This is a genomic window from Actinomadura formosensis NBRC 14204 (assembly GCF_001552155.1).
In the GTDB taxonomy this organism is placed as follows: domain Bacteria; phylum Actinomycetota; class Actinomycetes; order Streptosporangiales; family Streptosporangiaceae; genus Spirillospora; species Spirillospora formosensis.
On the sequence record NZ_BCQQ01000065.1, the window covers coordinates 1 to 14,847 of the forward strand.

At 69.7% G+C, this 14,847-nt stretch carries 21 protein-coding genes; 12 read left to right on the forward strand and 9 right to left on the reverse strand.

The annotated features are described in order from the left end of the window. Positions 1 to 22: 22 nt before the first annotated feature. Both AF1_RS34535 and AF1_RS18035 read left to right on the forward strand, forming a co-directional pair. Complete coding sequence (locus tag AF1_RS34535; protein ID WP_157419231.1) at positions 23 to 178, forward strand: hypothetical protein; 156 nt, start codon at positions 23 to 25, stop codon at positions 176 to 178. Positions 179 to 304: 126 nt separating this feature from the next. After that, a complete protein-coding gene (locus AF1_RS18035) occupies positions 305 to 652 on the forward strand; it encodes a hypothetical protein (protein WP_067800147.1) in 348 nt (115 codons plus the stop codon). 565 nt (positions 653 to 1,217) lie between these two features. Here AF1_RS18035 and AF1_RS36445 read toward each other — a convergent pair. Then, positions 1,218 to 1,352, reverse strand: coding sequence for a hypothetical protein (locus tag AF1_RS36445; RefSeq protein ID WP_255218817.1), 135 nt, complete (start codon positions 1,350 to 1,352; stop codon positions 1,218 to 1,220). 236 nt (positions 1,353 to 1,588) lie between these two features. Here AF1_RS36445 and AF1_RS18045 point away from each other — a divergent pair, with 236 nt between their 5' ends. The 5 genes from AF1_RS18045 to AF1_RS35205 are packed head-to-tail and all read left to right on the forward strand — an operon-like array spanning position 1,589 to position 3,171. Then, positions 1,589 to 2,401: a helix-turn-helix domain-containing protein gene (locus AF1_RS18045; protein WP_067800152.1), complete on the forward strand. Its 813-nt coding sequence runs from the start codon at positions 1,589 to 1,591 to the stop codon at positions 2,399 to 2,401. Beyond that, entirely contained in the window at positions 2,398 to 2,604 is a 207-nt protein-coding gene (locus AF1_RS18050; RefSeq protein ID WP_084263062.1) for a DUF397 domain-containing protein, read from the forward strand. The genes AF1_RS18045 and AF1_RS18050 overlap by 4 nt, the downstream gene beginning before the upstream one ends. 19 nt (positions 2,605 to 2,623) lie before the next feature. Continuing rightward, positions 2,624 to 2,830 carry a DUF397 domain-containing protein gene (locus tag AF1_RS18055; RefSeq protein WP_067800155.1) on the forward strand — a complete coding sequence of 69 codons (207 nt, stop codon included), beginning with the start codon at positions 2,624 to 2,626 and terminating at the stop codon, positions 2,828 to 2,830. A 19-nt stretch (positions 2,831 to 2,849) separates the two neighbouring features. Further along, positions 2,850 to 2,984, forward strand: a complete 135-nt coding sequence (locus AF1_RS35200; RefSeq protein ID WP_165488422.1) for a DUF397 domain-containing protein — start codon at positions 2,850 to 2,852, stop codon at positions 2,982 to 2,984. A 1-nt stretch (position 2,985) separates the two neighbouring features. Beyond that, positions 2,986 to 3,171 (forward strand): DUF397 domain-containing protein, encoded by a 186-nt coding sequence (locus tag AF1_RS35205; RefSeq protein ID WP_409360250.1) that lies wholly within the window; start codon positions 2,986 to 2,988, stop codon positions 3,169 to 3,171. 273 nt (positions 3,172 to 3,444) lie between these two features. Here AF1_RS35205 and AF1_RS18065 read toward each other — a convergent pair whose 3' ends face one another. Next, on the reverse strand, positions 3,445 to 3,894 hold the full coding sequence (locus AF1_RS18065) for a MarR family transcriptional regulator (protein ID WP_067800162.1): 450 nt from the start codon (positions 3,892 to 3,894) through the stop codon (positions 3,445 to 3,447). An 80-nt stretch (positions 3,895 to 3,974) separates the two neighbouring features. Here AF1_RS18065 and AF1_RS18070 point away from each other — a divergent pair, with 80 nt between their 5' ends. Continuing rightward, positions 3,975 to 4,520, forward strand: a complete 546-nt coding sequence (locus AF1_RS18070) for a GNAT family N-acetyltransferase (protein WP_067800164.1) — start codon at positions 3,975 to 3,977, stop codon at positions 4,518 to 4,520. Positions 4,521 to 4,587: 67 nt separating this feature from the next. Here the strand turns inward: AF1_RS18070 and AF1_RS18075 are convergent, their stop codons facing one another. From AF1_RS18075 to AF1_RS18090, 4 genes are all read right to left on the reverse strand, one after another. Further along, positions 4,588 to 5,394, reverse strand: a complete 807-nt coding sequence (locus tag AF1_RS18075; RefSeq protein WP_067800167.1) for a DUF6082 family protein — start codon at positions 5,392 to 5,394, stop codon at positions 4,588 to 4,590. Positions 5,395 to 5,397: 3 nt separating this feature from the next. Further along, positions 5,398 to 6,000, reverse strand: a complete 603-nt coding sequence (locus AF1_RS18080; RefSeq protein WP_157419233.1) for a DUF6879 family protein — start codon at positions 5,998 to 6,000, stop codon at positions 5,398 to 5,400. Positions 6,001 to 6,059: 59 nt separating this feature from the next. Continuing rightward, positions 6,060 to 6,242, reverse strand: coding sequence for a hypothetical protein (locus tag AF1_RS18085; protein WP_306303174.1), 183 nt, complete (start codon positions 6,240 to 6,242; stop codon positions 6,060 to 6,062). Between the two features lie 294 nt (positions 6,243 to 6,536). Beyond that, a complete protein-coding gene (locus AF1_RS18090) occupies positions 6,537 to 9,941 on the reverse strand; it encodes an AfsR/SARP family transcriptional regulator (protein WP_067800171.1) in 3,405 nt (1,134 codons plus the stop codon). A gap of 207 nt (positions 9,942 to 10,148) precedes the next feature. Between AF1_RS18090 and AF1_RS18095 the strand changes: the two genes are divergently transcribed. Next, positions 10,149 to 11,537, forward strand: a complete 1,389-nt coding sequence (locus tag AF1_RS18095; protein WP_067800259.1) for an FAD-binding oxidoreductase — start codon at positions 10,149 to 10,151, stop codon at positions 11,535 to 11,537. A gap of 210 nt (positions 11,538 to 11,747) precedes the next feature. Here AF1_RS18095 and AF1_RS34540 read toward each other — a convergent pair whose 3' ends face one another. After that, positions 11,748 to 12,098: a HEAT repeat domain-containing protein gene (locus AF1_RS34540; protein ID WP_131732799.1), complete on the reverse strand. Its 351-nt coding sequence runs from the start codon at positions 12,096 to 12,098 to the stop codon at positions 11,748 to 11,750. A 50-nt stretch (positions 12,099 to 12,148) separates the two neighbouring features. Between AF1_RS34540 and AF1_RS18105 the strand changes: the two genes are divergently transcribed. Beyond that, positions 12,149 to 12,718, forward strand: coding sequence for a DUF6879 family protein (locus AF1_RS18105; RefSeq protein ID WP_067800178.1), 570 nt, complete (start codon positions 12,149 to 12,151; stop codon positions 12,716 to 12,718). On the opposite strand, the gene AF1_RS34545 is transcribed toward AF1_RS18105, so the two are convergent. Beyond that, a complete protein-coding gene (locus AF1_RS34545) occupies positions 12,629 to 13,333 on the reverse strand; it encodes a hypothetical protein (protein WP_131732798.1) in 705 nt (234 codons plus the stop codon). The two genes, AF1_RS18105 and AF1_RS34545, sit on opposite strands and share 90 nt — an antisense overlap. 113 nt (positions 13,334 to 13,446) lie before the next feature. Here AF1_RS34545 and AF1_RS18110 point away from each other — a divergent pair, with 113 nt between their 5' ends. After that, a complete protein-coding gene (locus AF1_RS18110) occupies positions 13,447 to 13,728 on the forward strand; it encodes a hypothetical protein (protein WP_067800181.1) in 282 nt (93 codons plus the stop codon). A gap of 30 nt (positions 13,729 to 13,758) precedes the next feature. Continuing rightward, on the forward strand, positions 13,759 to 14,091 hold the full coding sequence (locus AF1_RS18115; protein ID WP_407642228.1) for a type I restriction endonuclease: 333 nt from the start codon (positions 13,759 to 13,761) through the stop codon (positions 14,089 to 14,091). Between the two features lie 20 nt (positions 14,092 to 14,111). Here AF1_RS18115 and AF1_RS18120 read toward each other — a convergent pair whose 3' ends face one another. Beyond that, the gene (locus AF1_RS18120; protein WP_067800186.1) at positions 14,112 to 14,822 is read right to left on the reverse strand and encodes a polysaccharide deacetylase family protein; all 711 of its coding nucleotides are present in this window, start codon (positions 14,820 to 14,822) and stop codon (positions 14,112 to 14,114) included. Positions 14,823 to 14,847 lie beyond the last annotated feature (25 nt).

The following is a 14,847-nucleotide window of genomic DNA, read 5'->3' on the forward strand; positions in this document are numbered from 1 at the left end:
GCGGTCCTTCAGGGCCGAGTAGTTGACCAAGAACATTTACGGCAACAGCTACGGCAACAAGAAGAAGCCCATGATCCTTTGGGGCGGTAAGGGCAGCCCGCCGGTCTGGGGCAAGTGCTCCACCCCGTCGATCAAGAACGGCGGCGGCAACAAGTACAGGACCACCAAACCCTGGTAACCCGCCCGCGCGCCCGACCTCTGGGGACCTCACGCCCGCGTCCGGGCGTGGGGTCCCTGCCGTAGGTCGCGGGCGCCCGGACATCATGGTCGCTGTCCGACGTGCCGAGACAGGGAAGACGATGCGGTGATCCCGATCTACACGACCGATGGCGTCCCGATCGCGAACGCGGGGCCGGTAGAGCGCGCCTGGCCGGTCTGGACGGACGAGGCCGAGATCGGGCACGGCCTCGACCGCCTGGCGTACCAGGCGGCGCAGCAGGGCGCGCACGCCATTGTGGCGTTGAAGATCACCGCCTACTGGGTCCCGGCCGGGGACACCTACTTGATGCCCGGCAGGACAGTGCAGGACCTCATCCCCCGCGCACGGCACGTCCTGTTCGGCACCGCCGTCCTCCTCGGCGCTCCCGAGCCGTCCCCCCACCATGTTCCGGCGTCCGGCGAGGACAGTCCCGGGCTGGGGCCGGTCGCGTAGGAGCGACGCCTGCCGTGCGCTCCCGGCGGCTGCGCAGGCAGGTGGGGTTGCTGGAGGAGCGGCGGCCGTTATGGGGGAGTTGGACGTGGCGACTGCGCGGCGTGTCGTGAGGTGGGCATTCGCCCGGAATGGGCGGCCCCGGAGCGGTTGCCGGTCGGGGGGACTGTCGGCGGCCTGCACTCAGAGGGTGGGAGCGCAGGTACCGGACGGCAACCGCTCCGGGAGTTCAATGGCGCTTCACTGTCGGAAGCCGCCTGGGAAGCGGCGTGTTGCCCTCCCCCCACCCAGAGGGCAACACGCCGCTGGTCAAGGAAGCCAGCAGGCTGGCTGATGTCTACCGGCTACGTTCACTGGCGGCGTGTTGCCTTCATCGGCGGTCGGCCGGATAAGGGCAACACGCTGCGAGTGAACGCGAACCACGGTGCCGACTTGGGGAAGGTATGTCGGCATTAGCGGTGTTTTCCGGTGTAACTGTGGTCGGTGATTGCCATGCCGACGAAGAGGGCCAGCAGCCAGATTGCGAAGAATGCGAGGAGTGAGGCGCCCGTGATCGCCAGTTTGACGATCACAGCGTTCCCTCGATCTCACGTTGGTTGGCGAGGGCCTCGCTGAGCAGCTCGTACGTGTCCTCGACGAGGGTTTCGCATAGGCCGTAGTAGATCTCCTTCTGGGTAAGGGGACGGCCGAGACGAGTGGCCAAGAGACATTCCATCGTCGGCGGCCGGCGGATGCGCCAGAACGGGTACTGCTCCTGAAGACGTGCGAGTTCTCGATCGTTCACGGGTCGGGGTTCCCTGCGAATTGGTCCGGCGTTTCGCAGGAAAGCCTTGCAGGGAAGAGTACTCTGAGCCACGAACCGCTCACCCCCCGATGAGCACCCCCCAATGAGTCAGGCGCCGCCCCCGAACACACGGGCCGACACCCAGGAGACCCCCGATGGCACCCTCACGCGACGCTGCCCCCTCCGCCTACCAGGAGGTGTTCGTCAACGAGTTGCGTGCGAGGCGCGAAGCGTCCGGCCTCTCCCGGAACAAGCTCGCGGCGGCGTTGGGCTGCACGCCCCAGTGGATCGCCAAGGTCGAGACCTTCGAGAAGCCCCCGTCCGAGGGCCTCGCCGACGACCTCGACACCTACTTCCAGATGGGCGGCGCGTTCCACCGCATGTGGGAGAAGCACATGGAAGCCCGGAAGCGTGGGTTAATTCCGAGTGGCTTCCGGCCGCTAGCCGAGGCGGAGCCTGAGGCTTCGCAGTTCAGCATCTTTGCACCATTGCTCATCCCTGGGCTGCTTCAGACCGAGGAGCATGCGCGCATGGTCTTCGAGGCAGAGCAGCGAGCTGACAAAGTGGAACAACTGCTTGCTGTCCGGATGGAGCGGCAAACACTCCTAGCGAAGCCGGATCCTCCTCTGCTCTTCCTCCTCATCCGCGAGGCCGTCCTCCGGGATCTTCACAGAGAAGTCAGGGAGGGGCAGTGCAAGCGACTCCTCGACATGTTCGCGGAGCCCAACTTCTCCATCCAGGTCATCCCCGCCAGGGCTCGTGTTTTTCAAGGTGGCGGGTTCCAGGTGCTCTCGTCCCACGAGGGCGCGGATGTCGTTTACGTGGATGGTGCAGGTGGCAACGGACAAATGATCACAGATCATGTGAGAGTACGCAGACTCACCGTACTCTTCAATAAGATCAGGTCTGCCGCGTTGTCGGCGGAGGACTCTGAAGACCTGATCCGCACGATCATGGAGAGCACGTGAGCACATCGCATCTGTCATCCGCACTCTGGCGCAAGAGCTCTCGGAGTGACTCCTCGGGAGGAGACTGCGTAGAGGTAGCTGAGACCATGACCGGGATCGCCATGCGGGACTCGAAGGACCCGGATGGACCGAAGTTGGCGTTCGGGCGTGCGGCGTTCAGCGCGCTTGCCAACGACATCCGTGCAGGAAGGTACGACCGGTAACCAACCGCTGGGAGGTCGCATGAGCACGTCCAACCTCTCGTCCGTCCACTGGCGCAAGAGTTCGCACAGCGACTCTGAGGGAGACAACTGCGTCGAGGTTGCCGGACTTGCGTTGGCAGTGGCCGTCCGAGACTCGAAGGACCCGGATGGGTCGAAGTTGGCGTTCGGGCGTGCGGCGTTCAGCGCGCTCACCAACGACATCCATGCAGGAAGGTACGACCGGTAACCAACGCTGGGAAGGTCGCATGAGCACGTCCAACCTCTCGTCCGTCCACTGGCGCAAGAGTTCGCACAGTGGGTCCGAGGGCGGCAACTGCATCGAAGTCGCCTCGTGGCGCAAGAGCAGCCGGAGCGACGTGTCCGGCGGGGCTTGTGTTTGAGGTGGCGTCCTGGCGGAAGAGTTCGCGGAGCGACTCCGAAGGAGGCGTCTGCGTGGAGGTTGCTCGGGTGGCCTCCGTCGTTGCGGTGCGTGACTCGAAGGATACGGACGGGCCGATGCTGACCTTCGGGCGGGCGGCCTTCGGGGCGCTGGCGCGGGACATCCGCGCGGGCCGCTACGACGGGTAGGCGACCCCCAACGACACCCTTGAGGGCCTCACGTCCACGCTCGGGCGTGAGGCCCTCGCCGTCCCGCTGTCCGAGCCCGCAGCCTGAACCCGCGCGAACTCCTCATCGGTGAACCGCACGAGCAGCCGGGACTCCGGCCCGCCCCACACGTCGTGGCGCCTCATCGCCGGAGCCGCTCCGCGCCGGGCAAAGGTGTTGACAGGGCCATGCTTCCGCCGGGAACCCCGCCCCGAGTACGACGCGTCGAAGACCGCGGGACACCGGCCTTCGGTCTCATCGATCCGGCGCCTGGGAACGCAGGCGGTCTGCGTGCCGGGTCTGGTTGTCCAGCGCGCGATGCAGAAACGTCTCGATGATCTCCAGCTCGGCGAAGGTGAACCGGCGCAGCTCGGCCAAGGCGTCGGTCACGATCGGCCCCCAGATCCCCTGGCCGGCCGTGTGAGCCTGGTCGGTCAGGTGGACCAGGACGCGGCGTCGGTCCGCCGCGTCGCGGACTCGCCGGGCCAGGCCGGCCCGCTCCAGCCGGTCGATGGCGGTGGTGGCCGCGCCGCCGGTCAGCCCGGCGGCGGCGGCCAGCTCGCTCGCGGTCAGCGGGCCACGGGCGGTCAGCCGGCTCAGGCACCGCAGGTCGGTGCGGTTGACACCCAGGCGCCGGGCCGCCAGCTCATCGATCAGATCGGTGGCGTCCTGAAGCTCCTGGACCGCCCTGGTGATGGCGCCCATCCTCATTTCCTTTGACAATCTAATCCTTAGATAGTTAAATCAATGAGCTCGACCAAGTCTAACCTCCGAGGGAGACCGCCGTGCCAGATCACCCGCTGCACCTGCGACAGGCGACGACGAGCGATGTTCCGGCCCTGCTGGCGCTGATGGACTCCGTCCTGAAGTGGCTGGTGGCCCAAGGGCGGCCCCAGCAGTGGGGAAGGGTGCCGTTCTCGCAGCAGCCGGGTTTCCCCGACCGGGTCGCCGACTGGACCTCCCAAGGCGTCATCACCATCGCCGAGCGAGACGGCGAATGCGTCGGGCTCCTGGCCGCGGCGCCCATGGTCCCGCCGCGCATCCCCGCCGGTGTGGTCCCCGACGGCTCGATGTTCATCCACACCGTGATGACCGACCGTGGCTCCGCCGGCCGGGGCGCGGGCTCGGCCCTGCTGACCCACGCCGAGCATCTCGCCAGAGCACACGGCGCCCCCGCCCTGGCCCTGGACCACTGGGCGGGCAGCCCCGAACTCGGACGCATCTACGACGAACACGGCTACCTCCCGGTCGCCGAATACACCGACGAGCAAGATGGAGGCACCGTCCGCAACCTCGTGCGCGTTCGGCATCTCGATGGGCCCCGGGCGTAGGGGGCAATGCCCCGTGCCCCGTATGCGGGCGAACTGGTGAACGGCACGCGCAGGCGTGAGGATCACGTCATCTTCTCGCTCGTGCCCTGAGCTGGGTGCTCTCGCGCGGCGGCTCCCGTCCGTCCGGCGCGGGGACGGCGCGGATGCCCCGGTGAAGCGCGTGCGCGAGCAGGGCGACGGCCGCGCCCAGCGCCGCACCGAGCAGAACCCCGCGGTGACGGCGGATCGCTGATTCCCGCTGCCGCCCCAGATCGGGCAGAGGCGGCCCCTGCGCTTCCGCCGCCTGGTACATCTCGTCCACGATCCGGTGGAAGCGGCGTTCCCGGCGCGTGGCGGACGTGGCGATGCGCGTCCGCCGGGCCTTGGCCCAGAACCGGCGCGCGGGCTCGCCTTTGAACAGCGTGGAGGCGACCACTCGCAACAGGCGCTCGTCCATCGTCTTCAACTCGAAGGACATCTGCCAGTTCGAGAAGATCAGGTTCACATAGATTTCCTGGAGGTCCGCATTGGTGTCGTGGCCGGAGGGAAGGGGACCCCAGGCCCGGCGGTACAGCGGGTTGTCCAACGCCATCTTCAGCAGTTCGAGATGTGCCAGCCGCTGGCCCTGCTCCCGGTTCACCTTGGTGTCGCGTGCTTGGAGAACCAGCGTCACCACGATGCCGGCGAGAGCGAACGCCGACAGCAGCGCGGAGGCCGCGCCGTAGGTCTGCCCGATGAAACTCAGCCGTTCCCAACGGGTCGCGTCACCCTGGAACAGGCCGAGCGCGACGGGGGACGCCCCGACCAGCCCGGCCGCGAGCACGATGAGGAGGACCAGCAGGACGGTCTGCCCGGTACGCCTGCCGCCGCCCCCGGTGAACCGCGTTCGCGCCACGTCTCAATGCTGCGCGGGTGGCGGTGGCAGCGGCGCTATCTCCCGGGCGAAGTAGGAGGCGAAGTCCTCGCCGCCGTCCCAGAGCGCGGCCATCTCGGTCCGGCACTCGTCGATGACCTTCGGGTCGACGATCCGCCGGGCGCCGTTGTGCACGCCCGCCCGGTCGTAACGGACCTCGTACAGCGCTGCCGTCCCAAGGATGACGACCTCGGGCAGGAGCCCGTCTTCCTCACGGTCGCGGACGGCATCCGCGTCCAGGACGCGGATGCCCTCACCCGCCTCCGCCCGGACCCGCAACGCCTGCATCTCCCACTGAAGGTAGGGGGTGACCGGAAGTTCGGCGACACGAACTCTCCGGTACTCGAAACCTACGTTCTTGAACCGCTGCCGGAGTGCGTCGAGTCCCTGGGCCTCGATTTTCATCGCTTCGTCCCAGTCGCCGCACATGAACGCGCGGTAGCCGGCATCGCCCTCTTCCTGGAAGGTCTGCCGCCTTTCGAGCTTCCAGAAGTAGTCCTTGATGTCAGTAAAACGCGACTTGGCGTCGGACGCGTATTCTTCTGGGCTGAGGAAAGCGGCGGGGAGATTCGGTACTCGATCAAGCATCTGGGATGTCCGATTTGGCGGCTATGACCAGGTTGCGGGGCAAGATGACGATCCGCTCGTCAGGACCGAGCAGGTAGCTGATCGCGATAAACCTCGGTCAGGTCGCGGCCTATGGCGGCCACGTCACCGTTGGACAGCTCCCACAAGTCCGGACACGTCATGTCTTCCTTGGTGTCACCCAGTTCATGTGGTGACTTGCCCAGCCGCCGCGCGAACCGCGCGGCGGGATCGGCCTCCCACATCCTCGCCATAGCGCCCCGATCGTCCGTGACAGCGGTTCAATCACAGGGTTCCATGAACATCTTCTTTTAACAATGTTCCGGCACGCTGACGCATTTTCGGTTCCGGGAATCCCGCGATTTCGGATTACCACTGGAAGACATATCGCATGGGCGGTCTCTAGTGGTGGCGGACGTGGTGCCGAGCCGGTTCGAGGATCTGATCCCGGTGCCGGAGGACGTACGGAATGTGAAGGCGCAGGTCGTGCCGTTCGCGGCGGGCGGGCATCCGGACCGCCGTGTTGTTCAAGGGGCTGCTCAGGGAGTTCGGGGGCCCGGGGCCGCGGCGGCGTGTGCCAGGTGCTCCGCCGCCGTGTCCGGGCGGCCGAGCCGCCGGGCGAGCTTCGCCAGGACGGCGTGGGTGGAGCCGGCGCAGGCCAGCGCCGAGCCGACGACCTGGAGCCGGTCCCGGTACGGGTACAGCATCCGGTACATGGCCGCCGGGTCGGGGGTTCCGAGAACGGCGGCGATCTCCCCGAGCTGGCCGTGTTCGAAGTCCGAGGCCCAGGTCTGCTCGCGTGGTAGCCGATCCAGCTCCCAGCGGCGGAGCAGATGCCGGGCGTGCTCCTGTTCGCCCGCGTCCAGCAGCGCCAGGACGGCGGTGGGACGCAGCGCCTTGTTCTCCGCTCGCGGCGCCGCGGCGAGGAGTTCGTCGAGCCGGCCGGGGACCCGCCCCCTGACCCGGTCCAGCACGGTGAGCTGCATGAGGCGGGCCCATTGCCCGCCCCACACGCTGGTCCGGCTGTGCTGCCGGTGCGCCTGCTCGATCAGTTCGCGGGCCGTGTCGTCGTCGCCGCGGAAGATCGCGTACCCGGCCTGCTGGTAGGTGTGCTGGACCTCCAGCTCGGTGATACCGAGGGTCTGCACCATGTGCCGGGTCCATTCGAGGCCGTCCTCGTACTCGGCGATCCGGCCGAACTTCAGATGCACCGAGAGCAGGTGCATGCGCGCGATCACCTCGGTGGCGGCCGGCAGCCCGGCGCCCGCCAGCGCGAGCGACTCCTCCAGCGCGGCGATCCTGGCGGGCTCCCGCTCCGGGACCCAGGAGGCCATGACGTAGTTGTTCAGCGTCCGGCCGCGCAGCTCCGGGTCGCCGATCCGGCGGGCGATCTCCACCGCCTCCTCGGCCAGCCGTTCGCCCTCCGGGCGGTCGGGCCCGTAGTACAGCTCGACGGCCAGGGTGCCCAGCAGCTCGGCCCGCCGGCGCGGATCGCGCGTCTCGGCGATCAGGTCCCGCAGCAGCGCGACGAAGCCGGGGTCGACGGTGCCGTAGGGGCGCCAGTTCCACAGCGTCACGCCGCCGAGGACGGACACGGCGTCGGCGAGCCGCTCCCGGTCCCCGGCCCGCCGGGCGATCTCCACCGCCTCGTTCAGCACCGCCGCGGCGCCGCGCACGTCGCCCGCCAGCCGCAGCTCCCCGACGAGGGTCATCAGCGTCCGGTAGCGGCGGTCCTCCCCGTCCCCGCCCGGCGGCAGCACCGCCAGGGCCCGCTCGCGGTGCCGGGCCGCCTGGTCGAACGCGAGCCGCCTGCACGCCTCGTCGGCGGCCCGGGAGCAGGTGCGGAAGGCGGGCTCGGACGCGGTGCCGCCGGCGGCGTGGAAACGGTGCCGCGCCAGGTCGTCCAGGCGGCCGTCCCCGCCGTGGACGGCCTCGATGGCGTCGGCGAGGAGCGCGTGCAGCTGCGTCCGCTCGCCCGGGGCCAGCCGCGCCGACAGCGCGTCCCGGGAGATGTCGTGGACGAACCGCCACCGCCACGTCTCCTCGTCGTGCCGGAGCAGCCCGCTGTCCAGCGCCGGTTCCAGCGCGGTCACGACCTGCGCCGGGTCCATCCGGACGGCGTGGGCGAGGATCCCGATGTCGATCTCGGCGCCCGCGAGCGCCGCCAGCCGCACCAGGACGCGGGTGCGCTCGGGCAGCCGCTCGAAGCGGCGTTCCACGACGTCCCGGACGGTGGCGGGCACCTGCGACCTGGGACGCCCGTCCACGTCGTCGTGGAACCGGAGCAGCTCGGCGAGGAAGAACGGGTTCCCGCCGGTGCGCTCCCGCACCGCCGCCGCGTCCGGCAGGCCGTCGCCGTGCCCGCCGAGCAGGGTCTCGACCTCGGTGACGGAGAGCCCGGACAGCGGGAGCCGGTGGACGGCGCGCTCGCGTCCCAGCAGGGCCAGCGTGTCCTCCAGCGCCGCCGGGTCGAGCGCGTCGGTGGACCTGCACGTCGCCACGATGCCGCAGGGCAGGCCGCGCAGCCGCCCGATGAGCAGCCGCAGCGCCTGCAATGATCCCGTGTCGGCCCATTGCAGGTCGTCCAGGACGAGCAGCAGCGGGCCGGTGCGGGCGGCCTCGACGACGGCGCGGGCGATGGCCTCCAGCAGGCGGAAGCGCTCGATCGCCAGGTCCTGGGTCCGCGTGGCCGCGCGGTCCCCGGCGAGGCCCGCCGGACGGCTCTGCGCGCCGCCCGCGAAGGGGGGCCGTTCCACGCCCAGCTCTTGGAGCACCTGTTCCCAGAGCCAGAAGGGCGGGGCGCCCAGGTCCTCCACCGCCCGCGCCCATACGACGTTCATGTGCCGTTCGCGGGCGATCCACGCGGCGGCCTCGGCGAGCGTGGTCTTGCCGATCCCCGCCTCGCCTTCGAGCAGCACCATCGTCCCGGTGCCCCGGCGGGCGGCCTCGATCCCGGCCCGCAGCTCGCCGAGCTCGCGTTCGCGTCCGACGAGTCCCGGCACGGAGCCCGCTGCCTGCTCGTCCGGGGGCGCCGCAGGCTCGGGGGCCGTCCGCCCCGTGCTCGCGGACGGCTCCGGCCGCGCGACGTCCGGCGGGATCCGCGTCTCCGGGACGGGGGCCGCGGTGGCGACCTCGCCGAGCGAGGGGTCGCGGCGCAGGATCGCGCTCTGCAGGCCGGCCAGCTCCGGCCCCGGGATCAGCCCGAGTTCCTCGTCCAGCAGCCGGCGGCAGTCCTGGTACGCCTTCAGCGCGTCCGCCTGCCTGCCGTCGCGGTAGGCGGCGAGCATGAGCCGCGCCCAGTACCGCTCCCGGAGCGGCTGTTCGCGGACGAGCGTCTCGGCGGTCGCGGCGGCCAGGTCCGGGCGGCCGCATCCGAGCAGCGCGGCGGCCCTGCAGTCCAGCGCGCGCAGCCGCAGCTCCATCATGGCCTCGGCGTGCCCGGCCAGGTCGGGGTCCTCGGCGACGTCGGCGAAGGGACGTCCGCGCCACAGCGCCAGGGCGCGGTCCACGGCCTCCAGCGCGGCGGCGTGGGCGGCCCGCTCCACCAGCCGTTCGCCGTCCGCGACCAGGGCGGCGAACAGGCCGGTGTCGACCTCGCCGTCCGCCGCGTCCAGCAGGTACCCGGGCGGACGGGTCACGATCGCGCCCGTGGCCGTGCGGGTCCTGCGGGACGGGTCGAGCAGCCGCCGCGCCTGGGAGACGTAGACCTGGAGCGTTCCCACCGCGGAGGCCGGGGGGTCACCCGACCACAGCCGGTCGACCAGCCGGTCGACCGACACGACCCGGCCGGCGTCCGCGATCAGCAGCGTCAGCAGCGCGCGCAGCTTGCCCGATCCCACGACGATGGGCGTGCCCGCCGCGTCGGTCACCTCCAGCGGCCCCAGTACCCGGAACCGCGGCACCCCGGCGGTGGCACCGGACTCCCGCTCGAAATCGCCTTCCACCCGCCCCCGCTGTGGTGCCCGTGTCCCTGTGCCGGCCTGCCCGGTCGCCACTTAAGGACGGCTTGTGTCCGGCCTTAACGGCGCCGAACAGGCCAAATCTAACCCACCGCAAAGGGTGCCCCAAGTGATGCCTGCGAGAACGGATGTGCCGCCCGCCGCTCGGCACCGCCGAGAAGATCCCAGACAGGAGAGATCACCGTGACCACCATGTCCCTCCCGGACCTCGACGGCCTTCGTCAGCAGGTCTCCGGCCCGGTCCTCACCCCCGGCGACCCCGGCCTCGACCGGGAGGTCGCGCCGTTCAACCTGACGATCCGGCACCGTCCCGCGGTCGTCGTCGGCGCGACCGGAGCGGCCGACGTGGCGGCGGCGGTCGGGTTCGCCCGGCGGTACGGGCTGCCCGTCGCCGTCCACGCCACCGGGCACGGCTCCGTCGCCCCGGTTGCGGGGGCCCTGATCGTCAACACCGGCCGCATGCGCGGCCTCACCGTCGACCCGGCCACCCGGACCGCCCGGGTCGAGGCGGGCGTCACCTGGGCCGAGGTGATCGAGGCCGCCGCGCCGTACGGGCTCGCCCCGCTCTGCGGCTCGGCCCCCTCCGTCGGCGCCGTCGGCTACACGCTCGGCGGCGGCCTCGGACCGATCGCCCGGACCTACGGCTTCGCCGCCGACCACGTCCGGTCCCTGGAGGTCGTGACCGCCGACGGCCGCACGCGGATCGCGGACGCCGGCACCGAGCCGGACCTGTTCTGGGCCCTGCGCGGCGGCAAGGGCGACTTCGGCATCGTCACCGCCATGACGATCGGCCTGTTCCCGGTCGCGAGCCTGTACGGCGGCGGGATCTTCTACGCCGGCGAGGACTCGGCGCGGGTCCTGCACGCCTACCGCGCGTGGTCCCGCGACCTGCCCGAGTCGACCACCACGTCCGTCGCGCTGCTCCGGCTGCCGCCGGTGGACGAGCTGCCGCCGCCGCTGCGCGGCCGGTTCGTCGTCCACCTGCGCGTCGCCCACGTCGGCGACCAGGCCGAGGGCGAGCGGCTGCTCGCGCCGATGCGGTCGGCCGCCCCGCCGATCATCGACATGGTCGGCATGATGCCGTACACCGCCATCGGCGCCATCCACAACGACCCGACCGACCCGATGCCCGTGTGGGAGCGGGGCGCGCTGTTCCGCGAGCTGACCGAGGACGCCGTCCAGGCCCTGCTGGACGTGGCCGGGCCGGGCGCCGAGGCCCCGCCGCACATGGTCGAGCTGCGCCATCTCGGCGGCGCGGTGGCCCGCGCGCCGCAGGTCCCCAACGCGGTCGGCGGACGGGACGCCGCGTACTCGCTGCTCGTGCTCGCCCCGCCGCCCCCGCAGGACATGGCGGCCCTGGTGCGGCCGCTCGGCGAACGCGTCATCGACGCCGTCCGCCCGTGGACGACCGGCGGTGCGCTCCTCAACTTCCAGGGTGCGGCCACCGCGCCCGAGCAGGTCGCGGCCGTCTGGCCGCCCGACGTTCACCGGCGGCTCACGGAGCTGAAGGCCGTCTACGACCCGACCGGGATGTTCCGCTTCGGCCACTCCATCGGCATCCCAAACCCCACCGCCGGCTAACGGCCGCCGAACGGCGATCGTCCTGGAAGAGCCCACCCGCCCCTTCCAGGACGAAATGCCCATCGCCCCGACTCCCACCTCATCCAAGTGAATCACCGAGCGCGCGGCGTGCCACCACACCGGCGCGGGCGGGGAACGACTCCCTGACGGACTGGGCCACTACCGCATCCGTAACGTGGTGTGGTCGTCCCCGCCCGTCAAGGCGAAGGTTCATGGGCCGCCGGTGGAGAAGCCGACATAGATCTCGATGTCCTCGATCGCCTGCTCCGCATATCCCGCGATACGTGGATCGTTCATCGCTGAACGGAGTACGGGGAGCGCCCGATCGATATCAATCGACTTGTGTATTCTTGCGATATGCCCCAGGCAGGTCATGGCCGTGGCGCGGACTTGCCAAGACGGATGGTCTTTCAGCGTCAGGCACTGATCCTGTACCCATGTTCCATCTTCGTCATGGAGTGCGAGACCCACGAGCGCCTCCTGAACCGCGTCGTCATCACCATCGGTGAGTGCCCGTTGCAGTTCGTCCCGCCGCGCGGGCGGCACGTCCGCGTACTCCATCAGAGTATTTTGCCCTTCTTGTTCACGAGCCCCGCCCGCCTCCCGGCACGATGCCTCTGACCCGTCCCCACTTCCGGTATACGGCCTACCGGCTGGAGGCGCTGCAGCGCTATGACGTCTCCTACGAAAAGGAAGAGTTCGCGCTCTTCCTGGCCGGGCAGGCGCGTGGGGGATTCCCGGGGATCGCCGACTGGATCGAGGGAAACGTGCGGCCCGCGAAGAAGGCGGGGAAGCGCATGCACCGGGTGCATGTCGTCGAGGAGCCCCTTTCCGACTACGTCCGGTTCGAATGCGCCTGGTCCTACGAGCACACCGTCCCGGCTGGGGAGGATGTGCGGATCATCCCGGTCGGCCGTGGCGAGTGGCCGGAAGGCATCCCCCGCCGTGACTACTGGCTCTTCGACTCCTGCCGCTTCGTCACGATGCATTACGAGCGGGATGGAGCGTTCGCGGCGGCGGAGATCATCGATGACCCCGAGGAGATCGTCCAGGCGAACCACTGGCGGGGTGTTCGTTGTAGTGGTGACACGTCAGCATGGGTGCCAAGTTCTGCCGCCGGGTGCGTAGCAGCGCGGTCCCGTATAGCCCGGCCCGGCTCCGCCGCCGCCGGCCTTTTCTGAGCTTCTCGGCCGCTTTATATGTTCGGGCTTGTCCTTGGGGATGTCTACCTTCCATTTCTTCTTGTCATGATAAAGCGTTACCCTGCTGCCGTCGTCGAGTTCGGGTGTGCAGAAATTGATGGTGCCGTTCTCCTGGCCTCCCGGCGGGATGTCGTGCTCAAGGTCCAGTGAGTCTGTGCTGGACCACACTGTCTGACCTGCGGCGTTCACCAGGGTGAAGGGGTTCGGGAAGTTGAAACCCGTGCTCAGATGGATAGGGGCGTATCCATGGTTGAATACCTTGACGCGCGCTATTACGCAGTTCTCGCCGTCGACTTTGCCGCCTTTCGCGGAGATGACGGTGTAGCTTACGGCATCCTTGGCCGGCTCTTGTTCCTCGACGGGTGCCGGCAGTGTTCGGGGATCGTCATATGTGTAGTCATCATTACCAGCGGCCATGCAGCCTGCGATGAGCACAAAAATCCCCAAAAGGCAACCGCAGCCAGTGCCCAGTGTTGAATAATTGTCTTTGGAGCTCATTTTGAAGTGTGGGTCGGTGACCTTGAAGTCGGGCCGCCACCTGAGCGGATGCCCCTGGAAGTGCCGATGAGTGTTGTATGTTAGCGTTGTCAACACGCTGAAATCTATACCGAGACGCTCACATTACATGTAACATGCCGGGCATGGGCGTGAAGGTGTACGGAGAGGACGTTTGAGGACGCCGTCGAAAGTGCGTTGATCGCGCACGGATGGGCGCGGGGCGAGCCGGGAACTACGACCGGGAGCTGGGGCTCGGCACGGCGGAGCCGGCGGTGTTCCTCGTGCGGACGCAGCCGGAGCAATGGGAGCGGCTGCGCGGCGCCTACGGGGAGGACCCGGCGCGGCCGTTCGCGCGGCTCGTGGGCAAGGAGATCGGCGTGTGGGGCGCGCTGGACGTGCTGCGCACCGGTGTGAAAGACAAGGGCATCCGATTCCGGCTCGTTTACTTTCTGCCCGCGCACACGCTCGCGGCGGGGACGCTGGACGACTAGAACGCGAACCGGCTGACGGTGACGCGGTAGCTGCACTACTCGGCGGACGAGCCCGGTAAGTCGGTCGATCTGACGTTCTTCGTCAACGGGATCCCGGTGGCGTCCGCCGAGCTGGAGAACGCGGCGACCGGACAGACCGTCGCCGACGCGCGCAGGCAGTACCTGCACGTGGAGGACGCGGATGCGAAGGCGGGCAAGATTCCGTCCTTCAAGCCGTTCGCGGTGCACACGCAGCCGCTCATCTTCCCCCGCTACCGCCAGTGGCACGCAGTGAAGTCGCTGATCGCGGACGCGCGGGAGAAGGGCGCGAGGGCGGAGAAACGGGTGGTGGCTTCACATAGAGGGCGTGTGGTGGGGGAGTAGTAGCCGTGTGACGGCGGTTGTCAGGTGGGGACCCCGTGGTCGCGCAGGGGGCCGAGGGTCAGGCCGGTGGCGCGGCAGCCGGCCACGACCTCGGGCAGGGCGGCCAGGGTGGCCTTCCAGGCGCCGGGTGCCGAGGTGACGTCGCTGTCGTGCAGGAGGAGCGTTGCGCCGCCCCTGAGGTCCGGCGCGAGGGTCTCCAGCACGGAGGAAGGGGTGGCGGAGGCCGTCCAGTCTCTGCCCCAGGCCGTCCACAGGACGGGACGCAGATCGCTGCGGCGGGCCGCGAGGAGGGCCTCGGTGCTCAGGGCGCCGTATGGGGGGCGATACCAGGACGGGGTCACGCCGCAGACGTCCTCGATGAGGTGGACGGTGCGGCGGATTTCGGTGGTGACGCGGCCTGGGCGGGTCGTCAGGGGGTTGTCGTGGTGCCAGCCGTGGACGGCGATCTCGTGGCCGCCCGCGACGATGCGGCGGCCGGCGGACGGGTTGCGGCGGAGCATCGTGCCGAGGACGAAGAACGTCGCGTGGCAGCCGAGGTGGGCGAGTTCGTCCAGGAAGAGGGGTGTCGAGCGGGCGTCGGGGCCGTCGTCGAAGGTGAGGGCGACATGGCGGGGGCCGCCGCGGCCGGCGAGGCGGGGCGTCAGCCGGCGGACCGGGGGGAGCCAGGTCACCGCGGGCAGGGTGTGCCCGAGGAGGACGGCGGCCAGGGCGGCGGGGACACGGCACGGCATGCGGACAGTTTCACCGGGGGGAGAG

What these genes read in the sequence shown, in the direction of transcription:
- AF1_RS34540 (WP_131732799.1), bottom strand. Translation starts at nt 12,098, where the DNA reads ATGGAGTACGCGGACGTGCCGCCCGCGCGGCGGGACGAACTGCAACGG.
- AF1_RS35200 (WP_165488422.1), top strand. Translation starts at nt 2,850, where the DNA reads ATGAGCACGTCCAACCTCTCGTCCGTCCACTGGCGCAAGAGTTCGCAC.
- AF1_RS18055 (WP_067800155.1), top strand. Translation starts at nt 2,624, where the DNA reads ATGAGCACGTCCAACCTCTCGTCCGTCCACTGGCGCAAGAGTTCGCAC.
- AF1_RS18065 (WP_067800162.1), bottom strand. Translation starts at nt 3,894, where the DNA reads ATGGGCGCCATCACCAGGGCGGTCCAGGAGCTTCAGGACGCCACCGAT.
- AF1_RS18105 (WP_067800178.1), top strand. Translation starts at nt 12,149, where the DNA reads ATGCCTCTGACCCGTCCCCACTTCCGGTATACGGCCTACCGGCTGGAG.
- AF1_RS18120 (WP_067800186.1), bottom strand. Translation starts at nt 14,822, where the DNA reads ATGCCGTGCCGTGTCCCCGCCGCCCTGGCCGCCGTCCTCCTCGGGCAC.
- AF1_RS18080 (WP_157419233.1), bottom strand. Translation starts at nt 6,000, where the DNA reads ATGCTTGATCGAGTACCGAATCTCCCCGCCGCTTTCCTCAGCCCAGAA.
- AF1_RS18110 (WP_067800181.1), top strand. Translation starts at nt 13,447, where the DNA reads ATGGGCGCGGGGCGAGCCGGGAACTACGACCGGGAGCTGGGGCTCGGC.
- AF1_RS18085 (WP_306303174.1), bottom strand. Translation starts at nt 6,242, where the DNA reads ATGTGGGAGGCCGATCCCGCCGCGCGGTTCGCGCGGCGGCTGGGCAAG.
- AF1_RS18095 (WP_067800259.1), top strand. Translation starts at nt 10,149, where the DNA reads ATGTCCCTCCCGGACCTCGACGGCCTTCGTCAGCAGGTCTCCGGCCCG.
- AF1_RS18045 (WP_067800152.1), top strand. Translation starts at nt 1,589, where the DNA reads ATGGCACCCTCACGCGACGCTGCCCCCTCCGCCTACCAGGAGGTGTTC.